The following is a 16432-nucleotide window of genomic DNA, read 5'->3' as shown; positions in this document are numbered from 1 at the left end:
CCGAAGGATATTACTGTTCGTTAATCGCGATAAAGAGTATGAGTTAGCTCATAAATTTTGTTGTTAAACACAACTAGAATTAACGTTGACGTTTTTGTTTGTTTAGTTTTCAAAGAACAATTTATTCGCCTGTTAATCGTTGGCGACTTTTGTTATTATATCTTCACGTTTGTGTGATGTCAACTGTTTTTTGAGATTGTTTTTTTTAAAACTGTTCTCGTATCAGCGACATGTAATAATATACCACCCCTCTTCATCGAAGTCAACTTCTTTTATAAGTTTTTTTCTAATCATATCAAGAATACGAAATTTTTCTCTGATAAAGGGTAGCAGAGCAAATGGGACAAGGAACTGTCCCTCCATTTAAACGATCACTCGCCAATTATGATTACATTCGGCGCGAATGATTTTCCTATCCATTAACTGCTGTGCTATTAACTCTGTCATATCAGTTTGAATTTCTTTTAAGACAGATTTATTTTGAAACATTGGGAAATTCCCCGCTCCTGAAGCACGGTAGCTGTTCATCACGACTGTAAACTTTCTTTCTGGAACAATTGGTTTGCCGTTAACGAGAAGCTTTGTAACCCGTTCTCCAATAGGATTAGAAATCTTCAATTCATATTCGATACCTTCCCACATATCGTAGTTATAATACTGCTGTTTTGGATACTCAAATTTCGGATTGATACTGATTTCCCCATCTTTCAGCGCAAAATATGTTGCCGACTGTTCAAGTGCTTCCTTTATATCCATGCCGCTTAATTCAATCACCTTCAGTGTATTCGGGTAAATATAATTTGCTACAATTTGCCGCATCGTTACATGATTAAGAAATCCACCCGGTTTATTATGAAAAAGGGCTGTACAGGAAATTTCTGCTCCCGAAACGTGAAGCTGTACGCTATTGATAAATTCAACATATGGATGTTCCTTCAGCCTTGCTTGGAATGGATCATGAATATACATATCACCCTCAACTACACCAATCGGTCGATTCAGCCACTCTTCTGTTTCATCATAAAGTGGTCGAAGCTGCGTGCATACTTCCTCATCGGCCTGTACCTGATCATCAACATAGATTAGAGAAGGTTCATGCGAGATCGAAACGATGCGCTCCTCATCTTTTGTAACGGTAATAACAATTTCACCAAGACAAGAACCTTTTGTCCCCGGTTGGATCACAGTTTTGCCCAGCACCTTTTCCGCAATTTCCCGATGCTGGTGGCCCGTAACGAGAACATCGATCCCTTCAAGTTCCCGGCACATGGCATAGCCTTGATTTTCCCCTGACTCTTTTTCTACTAGCTCCCCTGTTTGCAAATCACGCTCGAATCCACCATGATAACAGACAATAAGCAAATCAATCTCTTCATGACGGCGAATATAATTGACCCATTTCTGTGCAGAATGAAGAGCATCTTCAAACTGAAGCCCTTCAATATGGACAGACTCTTCCCAATGGGGTACGTAATGGGTTGTCAGACCTAAAAGCACGATCCGGAGACCTGCAATAACTTTGACCACATATGGTGTCCCTAAATAGCCCCCATCATCATTTATTATGTTGGCTGACAGCCAGGGGAACTCGGATTGGACCATTATATCCTTTAAGACAGACAGACCGAAATTAAATTCGTGATTGCCCAACGTCACCGCATCGTATTTCAAATAATTGGCTGCTGTGACCATTGGATTCTTCATCTTATCTCTAAATTTATGATGATAAAAGGTAAGTGGACTTCCCTGGATAAAATCGCCATTATCGATTAATATGACATGTCCTTCCTTCCGCTTCTCTTTTATGATCGTCGCCAGTTTGGCCAATCCTAGATTTTCTTCTTTCTGATCCCGAAATGATGTTGGAAAGACATACCCATGGATATCACTGGTTATTAAAAGTCGAATTTCTATGTTTTGCATTTGCACACCCTCCTTTGCAACGTAATGAAAGCTTGAGGAAATGTCCCTCAAGCTTCTTTTTCTTTCTTCACTTGCTCAATCCAGTCCTCTGGCATATCTTCTGAACGGATTTTATCAATCGGTACAAATACTTCAAAATGACGGTACAAATTGACGAACTCCGCCGGCAGCAGTCCACCGAACTCACCGTCTAAATTTAATTGCACCTTTTCCTCTGATGTTACTTTGATGCGATTTGCTAATGTATAGATAACATTCGGATCATTAATATGTTCTCCCCTGATGGCCAATGAAGCAATCCGAATAAAATCGGCAAGATTCGTATCCTTCAAAATTAAAAGCGAGAACATGCCATCATTAATAGAGGAGTTTGGTGACAGCTTTTCAAAACCGCCGACTGAATTGGTTAAGGCGACTAAAAAAAGCATAACCTCGCCTTCAAACAGCTTCCCGTCATATTCAATTCTCACTTGGGTAGCCTTTAAACCCGGCAGCATTTCCATTCCTTTTAAATAGTAAGCAAGTTGTCCTAGCATCGTTTTCAGTTTGCTTGGAACGTCATAGGTCAATTCTGTTAAACGGCCTCCGCCAGCGATGTTAATAAAATATTTATCATCCATTCGTCCGATATCCACAGGAATCGTATCGCCTTTGGCAATGATTTCAGCGGCTGCTGAAATATCACGGGGAATTTGCAATGCTCTGGCAAAATCATTGGTTGTCCCGACTGGAATGACACCCAGCTTTGGACGGTATTCCTGCTCAGCCATCCCATTCACAACTTCATTAATCGTTCCATCCCCGCCGGCTGCCACAACTAAGTCAAAGCGGCGTTCCACAGCACGCCGCGCCTCAGTAGTGGCATCACCGGCAGCGGTTGTTGCATGACAGGAGGTTTCATAGCCTGCGTTTTCCAAAATATCCAGCACTTCCGGCAAATGTTTTTTAAATGATTCGCGGCCAGAAGTAGGATTATATATCACTCTTGCTCTTTTCATACCCATCATCCCATTTTATAAAATAATGCAGAAATTTTTTATCACTTTTCATCTTTTCCATAATAGCCCAAACAAACGGACAAGGCAATTTTTTCACCCATTCTCCTGCCATTTGGAAGATTATTTCCAAACGAAAATTTGCATTAAAACGGTTCTTTTGTTAATCAAACGATTGATTAAGATATATGTTCGTACAAGGGGTGAACTCTTCAGATTTCCATCCAAAAACTGAGCTTTCTATGCCATAATTAAATGGTAATCACCTCTTATTTTCAACTTCTTCATCAACTTTTTTTAAGCTCTGTTAAACTTGATTGTTGATTTCCGTTCCAGGCACGCACGGTTCTGCGGGCGACCGACGAGCCTCCTCGACACTTCGTGTCTCCGGGGTCTCGTCTGTCTCGCTTCTCCCGCGGGAGTCTTCGTGCCTTCCACTCCAATCAACAAAGGACATAAAAATCAACATTGATCTTTAACACAGCCTTTTTTTAAAAAAATACTAGCAAAAAGGATGGTATTATGACATTTTTATTCGTATTTATTCTTGCCTACTTAATTGGTTCGATTCCCACAGCATTGATGGTCGGAAAGATTTTTTTCGACGTCGATATCCGCGAGCACGGGAGTAACAACCCAGGTGCCACCAATACGCTGAGGGTACTTGGGAAAAAGGCGGCCATTATCGTTCTGCTCATCGATGTAGGAAAAGGAGCCCTAGCTTCGTTGCTGCCGTTATTTTTTCATGCAGATATTTCCCCGTTCTATCCCGGACTTATAGCGGTGATTGGACATTGTTTTCCCATCTTTGCCGGATTTAGAGGCGGGAAGGCGATTGCGACCACAGCGGGCATGCTGCTGATAGCAGATGTGCAGCTTTTCTTTATTACTTATATTTGTTTCTTTCTTGTCATCTTTATTTCGAAATATGTTTTCTTTGGCTCCCTTTCTGTTGGAATGGTCCTGCTGATGTATTCTCTCATGGATGCAGATCCGAAAAATGACCTCATTTTTTTATCTTTTCTTCTATTGCTTATTTTTCTGCATCGGACAAACATTCGAAACTTTATCAATCATAAAGAACCAAAGATAAATGATAAGAATTTAGCAAAGGATCGAATACAACCAAAGAAGAAAATAAAATAGCAGAATAGTAATCTCGTATTAAGGACCATATTGGAAGTTCCAGTATTAAACAGGTTGTCAATACTCCCAGAAAACTATAAAATATAAAAGATTGTTAAAAAAGTTATTTTGATAAAATATTTGCAAAATAATGAAAAGGAGGGAAATAGATGTCTGATGGAGGATATCAACTGATTTCAATTGCGGTTTATATGGCTGCTATGCTAATCATCGGATGGTTTTCTTATAACAAGACAAGAAATTTATCTGATTTTATGCTTGGCGGGCGTTCATTAGGTCCAGCCGTTACGGCATTAAGTGCAGGGGCTGCGGATATGAGCGGCTGGCTCTTAATGGGGCTGCCCGGGGGGATTTATGTCACTGGTTTAGCTGATGCCTGGATTGCTGTCGGCCTGACACTTGGCTCTTATGCAAACTGGTTTTTCGTCGCCCCGCGCCTGCGCTCTTATACAAAAGTAGCAAACGATTCGATTACGATTCCCGGCTACCTCGACAACCGTTTTAAAGATTCAACAAAACTATTAAGAATTATATCTGGTATTGTTATCTTAATCTTTTTTACCTTTTATGTTTCTTCCGGAATGGTTTCTGGCGGCGTTTTCTTTGAAAGCTCCTTTGGCATCGACTATCATACAGGCTTATTAATTGTAGCTGGAATAACCGTTGCCTATACCCTTTTCGGAGGGTTCCTTGCAGTAAGCTATACGGATTTCCTTCAAGGATTAATGATGCTGGTGGCATTATTGCTCGTTCCGGCTATTGCTATTTTCCATACCGGAGGACCTGTTGAGACATTTGATACCATCCGGTCTATCGATCCGGCCTTGCTTGACTTTTTTAAAGGAACAACCACCGTCGGTATCATTTCTGCATTAGCATGGGGACTCGGCTACTTTGGCCAACCGCACATCATCGTTCGTTTTATGGCCATCAAAACCGTTAAGGAAACAGCAAGCGCCCGCCGCATTGGCATGAGCTGGATGATTTTTTCCTTACTTGGCACGGTTTTTACAGCCTTGATCGGGATTGCCTTTTTTGAAAAATTTCCGCAGTATAATCTTGAAAACCCTGAAGCAGTGTTCCTAACACTCGGACAAATCCTAGTTCACCCGCTTGTGGCCGGATTTCTGCTCGCAGCTGTACTGGCCGCCATTATGAGTACTGTCTCATCGCAGTTAATCGTTACTTCAAGTGCTCTGATACAGGATTTATATAAGGTGTTATTGCGTAAAAACGGAAGTGACCGTGAATATGTCTTTTTAGGAAGAATGGCCGTTCTCGTCGTTTCAATTATTGCAGCAGTCCTTGCCTTTGAACAGGATAATACCATCTTGAATCTTGTTGCCTATGCTTGGGCTGGCTTTGGCGGTTCATTTGGTCCGGTGATTCTCCTCAGCTTATTCTGGCGAAAAATGACCAACTGGGGGGCTATTGCAGGACTCATTTCCGGTGCCGCAACGGTCATTATTTGGGCAAAATTAACGGATATTGGCGTTATTCCATTCCAATTATACGAAATTGTCCCTGGCTTTATCGTGAACTTAATCGCCATTATTATCGTTAGCTTACTCACTTACAAACATAATGAGACGATTGAACAGGAATTTAGCGAAAGCGTACGATTGCTAAAAGACGAAAATTAAAACAAGAAGGATAGATAAGCGCATACCTGTCTTATCTATCCTTCTTTTCGATCTAAGGGAATGTCGGCACGGTCATCCGCTTCCGGCAACTTTTCAATCCATTGATTACGAATAGCAATTGACCCCCAGCTCGGCATTAGCTTTAACCCCCTTAAAATGGCCGCCTCGCAATGTGATATTAAATCCACTCTTAGGCTTGCAACTAAGGCAGTACCGTAATACGAGAGTGATGCCCCTAGCAGAAACCCTGTCTTCAGCATCATCAGCCTATCAGAAAAGGGGGGAATGGTTGATTTCGTCACCTGTGTATCCAAAAGCGAAGGTGATTGGAGATTATTTTCCGTTAGCACTTTTGAAAAAATCCCATAGTTTTTATTAATCACTTTTATGACTTCTTCTAAAAACTCCTTTACCTCTTGGCTCCTTACTACTTGATGAAATCCAAGACAAAGCCCCTTTGCCAGTCGAGTCATCGTTAAATTAACATAGACATTTCCTGCCTCTGCTACATTTAAAGGTCTCTTTTTACCAAGCACATTCAATGTGTAGCCTAAGCCCTTTATATATTCAACTTTTTTTGGAACAGCAAAATAGGGCGGTGGTTCAAAATTTCCTTTTTCTAAAAGAAGATCGGTTATTTTATTGTATAAATCCATAGCTTCAAGATTACATTGATAGTAATAATCGCGAATATCTCTGCGCACAGAAATACTGAGAGACAAACTATATCCCGATAGCCCAATATGGATTAAAGAATATAAATATTCCAGCCAAAAAGAATCCGTAAATAACGGTGGAGCCTCTAAATTTACATCTTCTTCAGTAAGACCGTGAGGCACAGGGAATTTTTCAGTTTTAAAAAGTTCCTTCATTTTTTTCAAATGCTTTTCAGATATTTCCAGTGAGCGCTGGTATAGAGAATGGATTTGAGCATCCTTTACCGTTGCTAATACATACTTGCCAACACAAACAGACATCGTTTCCTGCTCGAACTGGGTAATTAAATTGGTGATCTCTGCAGAAGTCAGCCTTCTATTATTTTTTTCCACATTTCTACCTCCAGGGAAATACATAAGTCATACCATTATTTGTTCCCTTATAACTCTTTTTATATGTAAAATAAACAGAAGGCTATGGCTGCATTTCTTAAATCCACACTTAAAAAGACACTGATGAACCTTCACCAGTGCCTTTCATTTTATAATTTATTTAATTCTTCGACTAATAACTTATTCACCATTTGCGGATTCGCTTGTCCTTTTGATGCCTTCATCACCTGACCGACAAGGGATCCAACCGCTTTTCCTTTTCCGTTTTTGTAGTCTTCTACAGACTTCGGATTGTTAGCGATGGCTTCTTGGACCCATTTTAATAAAGCACCTTCGTCAGATACCTGAACAAGGCCTTTTTCTTTGACGATTTTTTCAGCGTCGCCGCCGTTTTCAAATAGCTCTTTAAAGACCTGTTTGGCAATCTTAGAAGAAATCGTGCCATTTTCAATTAATTTGATCATGCCGGCAAGACCTTCCGGAGTGAGAGCTGCTTCATGTAATTCTTTTTGCTCCGCCTTCAATGACGCTGACACATCACCCATCATCCAGTTCGAAGCGAGCTTTGCGTCTGCACCTGCTGCAACAGTCGCTTCAAAGAAATCAGCCATTTCTTTCGTTACCGTTAAAACAGCCGCATCATATTCAGGCAGACCAAGTTCTTCAACATAGCGTTTTTGGCGCGCATCCGGAAGCTCCGGAATTTCCGCACGAACTCTTGCCTTCCACTCGTCGTCAATGATTACGTCAAGTAAATCCGGCTCAGGGAAATAACGGTAATCATCTGATCCTTCTTTTACCCGCATAAGAATCGTTGTATTCGTTGCTTCATCATACCGGCGTGTTTCCTGTTCAATCACACCACCGGAGCGTAATACGGCAGCTTGTCTGATTTCTTCATGCTCAAGCCCTTTGCGGACAAAGTTGAAGGAGTTTAAGTTCTTTAACTCTGCTTTTGTTCCGAATTCTTCTTGACCAACCGGACGAAGAGAAATATTCGCATCGCAGCGCAGAGAACCTTCTTCCATTTTACAATCGGAAACGCCAGTGTATTGAATGATTGATTTTAATTTTTCCAAATAAGCATAGGCTTCATTAGGAGTACGGATATCAGGTTCTGAAACAATTTCAATTAATGGTGTTCCTTGACGGTTATAGTCGCATAAAGAATAGCCGTAGCCATGATTTAATTTACCGGCATCTTCTTCCAAGTGAATGCGGGTAATACCGATCTTTTTCTTATATCCGTCGACTTCAATTTCAATCCAGCCGTGCTCACCAATCGGCTTATCAAATTGTGAGATTTGGTATGCCTTTGGATTATCCGGATAGAAGTAGTTTTTCCGGTCAAACTTTGTCTCTGTTGCAACCTGACAGTTTAAAGCCATACAAGCCTTCATGCCGTAGTCGACAACTTTTCTATTTAATACCGGCAGCACTCCCGGATATCCCAGTTCAATGACCGATGTATTTGTATTTGGCTCAGCACCAAATTTATTTGGGCTCGCGGAAAAAATTTTCGATTCCGTTTTTAACTCTACATGGACCTCTAGTCCAATGACTGTTTCAAATTCCAATGTTCTCCCCCCTTACAGTGCAGGCTTTTGCTTATGATAATCTGTTGCTTGTTCATAGGCATGTGCCACGCGGTATACTGTGCTTTCATCAAAGTGCTTTCCAATAATTTGCAGTCCTAATGGAAGACCACCCACAAATCCGCATGGAACGGATATTCCCGGTACACCTGCAAGGTTCACTGGAATAGTTAAAATATCGTTCGCATACATCGTTAACGGGTCAGAAATCTTTTCACCGATCTTGAAGGCAGGTGTCGGTGTTGTTGGACCAACGATCACATCATATTTTTCAAAGACATCTTCAAAGTCTTTTTTAATCAGTGTACGAACCTTTTGTGCCTTTTTATAGTAAGCATCATAGTAGCCGGAGCTTAATGCGAATGTGCCCAGCATAATACGGCGTTTTACTTCATCGCCGAAGCCTTCTGCTCTTGTATTTTTATAAAGGTCCATTAAACTTTCCGAGTTTGGTGAACGGTAGCCGTAGCGGACACCGTCAAAACGGGCTAAGTTTGCTGATGCTTCTGAAGAAGAAAGCAAATAATAAGCCGCTAATGCATATTTGGAATGCGGTAATGATACCTCTTCCCAAACGGCGCCAAGACCTTCTAATACTTTCAGTGCGTCTAATACAGACTGGCGTGCTTCTTCACCGACACCCTCGCCTAAGTATTCTTTCGGTACAGCGATTTTCAAACCTTTGATATCGCCTGTCAAGCCGGCGGTAAAGTCGGGCACTTCAATATTAGCTGAAGTTGAATCCATTGGATCCAAACCGCAGAGTACGTTCAATAAACGGGCATTATCTTCCACTGTGCGGGAAATCGGTCCAATTTGATCTAAGGAGGAAGCAAAGGCTACTAAGCCAAAGCGTGATACCCGTCCATAAGTCGGCTTCAATCCTACAACGCCGCAGAAAGATGCAGGCTGGCGGATAGAGCCTCCTGTATCAGAGCCTAATGAAAAGAGAACCTCGCCGGCTGCCACAGATGCTGCGGAACCGCCTGAAGAACCGCCTGGAACTGTATCGAGATTCCAAGGGTTGCGCGTTTTGCGGTAGTATGAATTCTCCGTTGAAGATCCCATCGCAAACTCGTCCATATTTAATTTACCGATCGTTATGGTTTCTGCATTATGTAAATGTTCCACTACTGTCGCATTGTAAATCGGGTCAAAATTTTCGAGAATTCGGCTGGCACAAGTTGTACGTAGGTCTTTCGTGACGATATTATCTTTTACTCCAATCGGCATGCCAAAAAGAAGCCCTTTGGATGCATCAGTACCAAGCTTCTCGTCAAATTTCTTCGCTGTTTCTCTGGCTCTTTCTTCATCTAACGTTAAAAATGCCTGTACCTTGTCATCTACTTCATGAATCCTTTTAAAAGATTCATCGACAAGGTCAGACACTGTGAGTTCTTTTTTTTGCAGCAGTTCCTGAAGATCTGCTACTGTATGATCAAACAAACTCAACCGTCTCTCCTCCTTAGTCTATAATGGCCGGCACCTTAATTTGACCATCTTCATGATCTGGTGCATTTTTCACTACTTCTTCCACCGGCAATCCCGGCTTCGCCACATCTTCGCGGAAAACATTTTTCATATCCAGCACGTGGGATGTTGGCTCAATGTTGTCTGTATCTAATTCATTTAATTGCTCGGCAAATGTGATAATGGCATCCAGCTGTTTGGCAAACTTGTCAGCCTCATCTTCGGTAATCGCAAGTCTCGCTAAATTCGCTACATGCTTTACTTCATCGATTGTAATTCTTGTCATTTCATGTCACCTCCAAGGTTATCGAACAATCGCACAATAATATTGATAATATCAAACTTTACCGCTCTAAACAAGAGGATCAGCCCTCGATATGCTAGCGTGGCTGACCCTTTTTTTCTACTTATTAAGAACCAAGGATTTTATTAAAAAAAGAAAAGATCCCCTTTTTTTCTTTCTGCTGCTCAGAAATGTCAAATTTCTTTGTGACAAAAATATTTTCCTTATCGACCGCTTCTTTATGTGCCAAGACGAGTCCAATATCTGAGTTATGGTCTTCATTGGTTACCATAGTATAAGGGATGTTATTTTGATCCGCTATTTTGATATATTTTGATAAATATCCATAATCGAGATGTCCATTTAACAGGAGCTGGGTTTCTTTATGATTCTTCATGGCCTGCTCTACTTCCTGGTAGACGGCATCCTCCTTTACTTGTTCCTGGGTCAGGGCAATTTCTACCCGTTCCCGCAGACCGCCAAGAAATTTTCTTCTTTCATCAGGATTCGTTTCCTTCGCGCCATGTATTCCCTGCGTAAGATAATCTTCAACATCCGGCTTATTCAAATCAGATCCCTCCTCCTTTTATATTTACTATTATGTATGCCTCAAATGCAAATAAAGTGAATATTGTCAGCATCCCCAATTTCTGTGAAAAGCATGCAGCGGCGGAGGGGGGGCGGATTGATATGAATATAGCAAAAAATCCTCCCGCACGGCAGAATCAGCATCTCTTACTGCCTCACGGGAGGATTTATCCATTCTAATGTTAAATGGTAATAATTAGTGGAACAGGAGAATCGTCCCCCTGTTTATACTTCTCTTGTATATACGTAGGTTTGGCCATTTGCTTTGATGTAGATTTTTACAGAGCTGGTGTCGGGATTTAGTCCATAGGACCAGTCTATATGCATAGTCCAACGCATATTAGGGGTAATGGACGTTGTGATGTTATTGCTCTCAAGCTCAGCTTTTGTGTAGGTTTCATCAATCGTTACGCCCTCGTAAACCTCAATTTTTTCCAATGAAACGGTATTGGAGCCATTATTATTAATAGCAAAATTGATTCTCTTAATCCAGTTGTTGCTATCTACGATACCGGCATAAGCATTCACTTCAAGATTTGGTACATAGTTATCAACGACAGTAATCGTAGCTGCAGCCGTTTTTCCATTAGCGGTTGTGACAACGATGACAGCCTGACCTGTGGCAACAGCTGTTACGTTGCCGGATCCATTAACCGTTGCGACAGAGTTATTGCTTGAGGACCAGTAAACAACTTTATTTGTCACATTGCTTGGGTAAAGCACAGCATTCAGCTGAATAGATGTTCCTTTTTGCAGCGTGACAGATGATGTATTCAATTCTACTCTGTCCGGATATCGATCTTCTGTCACAATGACCTTAACCGTTGCCGTCCATTGCGTATTAGCAATGGCTCCGGTCAGTACATATTCGCCTGACTTGTTTAAATTTAATCCGGAGACATTCCAGGTGACATTTTTGTATTCATAAGTTCCGTCATTGTAAAGAAGTTTAACCTGCGTTGGCAGCGGAACATCCTTCAATGCCGTTCCTTTTGCTACTTTAATATCCTGCAGTGCTTCCACATTCGTATTCTTTACAATCACCTTAATCGTCGTGTATCGGTATAGTCGGTCTACTTCACCGCTTAACACATAAGTACCGGCCTTATCTAAATCAAGACCTGTTGTATCCCAAGTAACATTTCTGTTTACCGTCATACTGCCATTGTAAGTTAGTTTGACTTGTTTTGGTAAATTGACATTGGCAAGGCTTGTTCCCTTCACAACCGTGATATCACTAGGCTGCTGTACGCTAGGATTATGAACAACCACTTTTACGCTTGCTTTTAAAGCCGTTCCCTCAACTGCCCCTTGCAGCGTATATTCTGCTGATGTGTTTAAATCTAATCCGGTTGTATTCCACTGTACCTTTCTTGTGCCGGCGGCTCCGTCATTATAAACGACACCCACAGTCTGCGGCAGATTGACCTCTGCTAAGACAGCGCCAGCGGGAACATGAATCGGATCGATGGCGTTCACATTTTTCACCGTAGATTCAGCAGCCAGTTTCATAGTTTTATAAAGCAGGAACGTAAAATCACCGCGTTTAATTTGTTCGTTTGTTCCATACTTCGTGGCAGAGATTCCACCGGTAATACCTGCACCATAAAGCGCCTCGATTTCATCCTTGAAGGAGATGGACAAATCGGTAAATGGAGTTGGTTTGGCATAGTTCTCTAAGTTAAATGCGTGTACAAGGATACTGGCCATTTGCCCGCGGGTCAGATAACTATCCGGAGAAAATACAGTATCACTGAATCCATTCATAATTCCTTCTTTAACTAGAGCATTCACATGTCCTTTCATGCGGCTGTTTACATCTTTAAATCCCGCATCTGGCGCATTGGCTGCGTCTAAACTCAAAGCTCTAGATAGAATAACCGCCGCGTCCCCCCTTTTCAAGGAGTCATATGTGCCAAATTCCGTTTTACTTGTCCCGTTAATTACCCCGGCATTGTAAAAATAACCAACGGATTCATCATACCTGGAGATAACATCTTTAAATGGATGCTGAGCGGCAGCCATTACCGGTGCTCCGAAGGCTAATAAAACAGATAGTATCACCGCCAGACAAATATAGAAGCCTTTTGCCGTTTTCCTCATGAAAAATCCCCCTTTTCAACTTGACCACTATTCAAAATTATCTTAATAATAAATCTACAATTAATATATAGTACCTTATAACTGTTAGAATTTTACATATTTTAACTAAAATTGGAGATTAGGCGCAGAAATAAGAACAATGGCATAATTTGATCGCGTAATTTACGATTCTACCATCTGCTCTACCAGCTATTCATACTTAAGAAATACACCCATAATCCCATATTTTAACAAAATTGTACTTTTATTTATTAACTGAAAAGAGGGTATGCGAAAACAAACGTGCCCCAATGTAAAACCCCCTTCAAAGAAGGGGGTTTTCTTAAATATTGGATACCCTCACACGATCGAAGCAGCGAAGCCGGACTGCCGCGCGAGGGGATATGGAAGTAATTAGGGAAACGGGAGAACCGTCCCCTTGTTTTATTTGGAAGTAAACTGTGCTTCCTCTGTTGAACCTTTTAGTGCCGTTGTGGAAGAGGTTCCTCCTGATACAATGGTTGCTACTTGATCGAAGTAGCCTGTTCCTACTTCGCGCTGATGTCTTGTTGCGGTATAGCCGTACTGTTCACTTTGGAATTCTCCCTGCTGCAATTCAGAATAAGCAGCCATTCCACGATCTTTATAACCGCGGGCTAATTCAAACATGCTGTGGTTCAACGCATGGAAACCGGCAAGGGTTACGAATTGGAATTTATAGCCCATTTTTGCGATTTCACTTTGGAACTTAGCAATGGTTTCTTCATCAAGTTTTGCTTTCCAGTTAAAGGATGGCGAACAGTTATAAGCAAGCGGCTTGCCAGGGAACTTTTCATGGATGGCATCAGCAAAACGTTTTGCATCTTCGAGATTCGGTTCAGATGTTTCGCACCAGATCAGGTCGGCATATGGTGCATAGGCAAGTCCCCGAGCAATCGCTTGGTCAAGGCCCGCTTTAGTACGGAAAAATCCTTCCGCTGTCCGCTCACCTGTAATAAACGGTCGATCATATGGGTCAACATCACTTGTAATCAGGTCTGCAGCATCCGCATCTGTCCGTGCCACTAAGATTGTTGGTACTCCCATCACGTCTGCTGCCAAGCGGGCTGCAATGAGATTGCGCACAGCTGTTTGCGTAGGAAGGAGAACCTTTCCTCCAAGATGGCCGCATTTTTTCTCGGAAGAAAGCTGGTCTTCAAAGTGAACCCCGGAGGCACCCGCTTCAATCATACCTTTCATGAGTTCAAATACGTTTAACTGACCGCCAAATCCTGCTTCCGCATCTGCCATAATTGGAGCAAACCAATCAATGGTATGATCTCCTTCAGTATGATGAATTTGGTCTGCACGTTGAAGAGCCTGGTTGATACGTTTCACTACAGACGGAACACTGTTAGCCGGATATAAGCTTTGGTCAGGATACATTTGTCCGGCAAGGTTTGCATCTGCCGCTACCTGCCAGCCGCTCAAATAAATCGCCTTAAGACCCGCTTTTACTTGCTGAACAGCTTGATTTCCGGTCAATGCACCTAATGCATGAACATAATCCTCTTCTTTTAAAAGCTTCCACAGCTTTTCAGCGCCGCGGCGTGCCAGTGTATACTCAATGTCAATGGAACCCCGCAGTTTGATGACATCCTCTGCAGAATAAGGTCTTTTAATTCCGTTCCATCTTTCTTGGCTCCAGCTTTCACGTAATTGTTGTACTCTTGCATCTGTCATATTAAAATCCTCCCTTAGTATATTTTTATTATAATAAATTGAATATTCCGTCACTTCTTTATACCAAAGGACTTAATCCCAGTAATCCCCCGGCATGATAACTAGTATTTTGTCTTTACAGTGCTTCATAACCAGGCAAAGTTAAGAAGTCCGCAAACTCATCCTGTAAGATTAAACGGTCAAATAATTTAATTGCTTCTTCAAAACGTCCATTTCTGTAGGCTTCCTCGCCCAACTCCGATTGAATCCGCACTAATTCTTCCGCCTTCAGTCTCTGATACATTTCAACTGTGATTTTTCTTCCGTCATCTAAGATTCCTTTAGGATGACGAATCCATTGCCACAGTTGGGCGCGGCTGATTTCAGCAGTTGCTGCATCTTCCATGAGGTTATAAATCGGTGCAGCACCTCTGCCGCATAACCAGGAGGCTGTATATTGAATACCGACATTAATATTCATTCGCACCCCAGCTTCTGTAATGGTTCCATCCGGAACAGCCAACAGCTCCTCCGGCGCTACGGTAATATCCATTTGTTTTCCTGAATTGATTTGATTCTTTTGCGGCATTTCACGATTGAAAACTTCCAGCGCTACCGGAACAAGCCCTGGATGTGCAACCCATGTTCCATCATGTCCGTCGCGTGCCTCGCGTTCCTTGTCTGCACGAACCTTGGCAAATGCTTCTTCATTTGCCTGCGGATTATTCCGCACCGGGATTTGTGCCGCCATTCCCCCGATAGCGGGTGCATTACGCCGGTGGCAGGTTTGAATGGTTAACAGTGAGTATGATCTCATGAATGGTACAGTCATGGTGACTTGGGAACGATCTGGAAGGATGATTTCATCTTGATTACGGAGTTTCTTGATATAGCTAAAAATATAATCCCAGCGGCCGCAGTTTAATCCTGCTGAATGATCTTTTAATTCAAAGAGAATTTCATTCATTTCAAAGGAAGCAAGAATGGTTTCAATCAGCACTGTCGCTTTAATCGTCCCCTTCGGAATACTCAGGTAGTCCTGGGCAAAATTAAAGACATCATTCCACAGTCTGGCCTCTAGATGGCTTTCGAGTTTTGGTAAGTAAAAGTACGGACCTGTGCCGCGTTGGAGAAGTTGATTCACGTTGTGGAAGAAATACAGTCCGAAATCTACGAAACTACCGGAAATCCTTTTTCCCGCTAATAATAGATTCTTCTCTTCCAAGTGCAATCCACGGGGACGAACAAGCAATACAGCTGTTTCATCCTGCAGCCTGTATTCTTTTCCATCTGGATTCTTAAAAGAGATTGTTCGATTCACTGCATCTCTTAAATTGATTTGTCCTTCGATAATGCTTTCCCATGTTGGCGATGTAGCATCTTCACAGTCTGCCATAAACACTTTTGCACCTGAATTCAGGGCATTAATGATCATTTTCCGATCGGTCGGTCCTGTGATTTCCACCCGCCGGTCTTGCAGATCCTTCGGCAATGGTCTAATTGTCCAATCACCATTGCGAATGTCTTCTGTTTCAGGCAGGAAGGTTGGCAGTTTTCCCCGGTCAATGTCTTGCTGCCTGTTCCGTCTCATTTCCAAAAGTTCTTTTCTCCTTGCACTAAACCTTGTTTCAATTTCTTCAAGAAACTTGAGTGCTTGTGGAGTTAGTATTTCCTCATATCCTGGTTTCAGTGCTCCAACAATTTGAATTCCGGTAGTTTGAGTGGACATACTATTCAAATCACTCCTTGTTATAATACATATTTTAGTTACTAAACGTATTATATAACAGTTAAGACTAAAATGAAACATGTTTTTTCTAAAATTTAGCACTTTTCAAAATAGATCTACTATTCCCTCAACAACATCTAAACAAACTATAGTTCAGTCTATTATCCATCCGGAAAGATTAGTCTTATTTTTCACACGCAGTAGGTGAAATTTACACTTATAGTCATA

The 16432-nt window shown here is 41.8% G+C and carries 12 protein-coding genes; 2 read left to right on the top strand and 10 right to left on the bottom strand.

The features are described 5' to 3' along the window. Positions 1–363 precede the first annotated feature (363 nt). Together HNR53_RS21745 and HNR53_RS21740 are read right to left on the bottom strand one after the other, a co-directional pair. On the bottom strand, positions 364–1923 hold the full coding sequence (locus HNR53_RS21745) for a bifunctional metallophosphatase/5'-nucleotidase (protein ID WP_184530050.1): 1560 nt from the start codon (positions 1921–1923) through the stop codon (positions 364–366). A gap of 47 nt (positions 1924–1970) precedes the next feature. Further along, a complete protein-coding gene (locus tag HNR53_RS21740; protein WP_184530048.1) occupies positions 1971–2921 on the bottom strand; it encodes a diacylglycerol kinase in 951 nt (316 codons plus the stop codon). Between the two features lie 519 nt (positions 2922–3440). Between HNR53_RS21740 and plsY the strand changes: the two genes are divergently transcribed. Beyond that, a complete protein-coding gene (plsY, locus tag HNR53_RS21735) occupies positions 3441–4064 on the top strand; it encodes a glycerol-3-phosphate 1-O-acyltransferase PlsY (protein WP_184530046.1) in 624 nt (207 codons plus the stop codon). 149 nt (positions 4065–4213) lie between these two features. Next, a complete protein-coding gene (gene putP, locus HNR53_RS21730; RefSeq protein ID WP_184530044.1) occupies positions 4214–5707 on the top strand; it encodes a sodium/proline symporter PutP in 1494 nt (497 codons plus the stop codon). A gap of 35 nt (positions 5708–5742) precedes the next feature. Here the strand turns inward: putP and HNR53_RS21725 are convergent, their stop codons facing one another. The 8 genes from HNR53_RS21725 to aceB all read right to left on the bottom strand — a co-directional run bounded on the left by HNR53_RS21725 (position 5743) and on the right by aceB (position 16204). Beyond that, positions 5743–6756: a DUF3231 family protein gene (locus HNR53_RS21725; protein ID WP_343065373.1), complete on the bottom strand. Its 1014-nt coding sequence runs from the start codon at positions 6754–6756 to the stop codon at positions 5743–5745. 149 nt (positions 6757–6905) lie between these two features. Next, positions 6906–8333 carry an Asp-tRNA(Asn)/Glu-tRNA(Gln) amidotransferase subunit GatB gene (gene gatB / locus HNR53_RS21720; protein ID WP_184530040.1) on the bottom strand — a complete coding sequence of 476 codons (1428 nt, stop codon included), beginning with the start codon at positions 8331–8333 and terminating at the stop codon, positions 6906–6908. A 12-nt stretch (positions 8334–8345) separates the two neighbouring features. Further along, positions 8346–9803: an Asp-tRNA(Asn)/Glu-tRNA(Gln) amidotransferase subunit GatA gene (gene gatA / locus HNR53_RS21715; RefSeq protein ID WP_184530038.1), complete on the bottom strand. Its 1458-nt coding sequence runs from the start codon at positions 9801–9803 to the stop codon at positions 8346–8348. Positions 9804–9816: 13 nt separating this feature from the next. Further along, entirely contained in the window at positions 9817–10107 is a 291-nt protein-coding gene (gene gatC / locus HNR53_RS21710) for an Asp-tRNA(Asn)/Glu-tRNA(Gln) amidotransferase subunit GatC (protein WP_184530036.1), read from the bottom strand. A 124-nt stretch (positions 10108–10231) separates the two neighbouring features. Next, positions 10232–10672: a YueI family protein gene (locus HNR53_RS21705; RefSeq protein ID WP_184530033.1), complete on the bottom strand. Its 441-nt coding sequence runs from the start codon at positions 10670–10672 to the stop codon at positions 10232–10234. A 245-nt stretch (positions 10673–10917) separates the two neighbouring features. Further along, on the bottom strand, positions 10918–12795 hold the full coding sequence (locus tag HNR53_RS21700; RefSeq protein ID WP_184530031.1) for an Ig-like domain-containing protein: 1878 nt from the start codon (positions 12793–12795) through the stop codon (positions 10918–10920). A gap of 423 nt (positions 12796–13218) precedes the next feature. Next, positions 13219–14496 (bottom strand): isocitrate lyase, encoded by a 1278-nt coding sequence (gene aceA, locus HNR53_RS21695; protein ID WP_184530029.1) that lies wholly within the window; start codon positions 14494–14496, stop codon positions 13219–13221. A 115-nt stretch (positions 14497–14611) separates the two neighbouring features. Beyond that, on the bottom strand, positions 14612–16204 hold the full coding sequence (aceB, locus tag HNR53_RS21690; protein WP_184530027.1) for a malate synthase A: 1593 nt from the start codon (positions 16202–16204) through the stop codon (positions 14612–14614). Positions 16205–16432: the final 228 nt, after the last annotated feature.

This window comes from Bacillus benzoevorans (genome assembly GCF_014207535.1).
Lineage (GTDB): Bacteria > Bacillota > Bacilli > Bacillales > Cytobacillaceae > Bacillus_BD > Bacillus_BD benzoevorans.
This window is presented reverse-complemented; position numbering and strand designations above follow the sequence as displayed.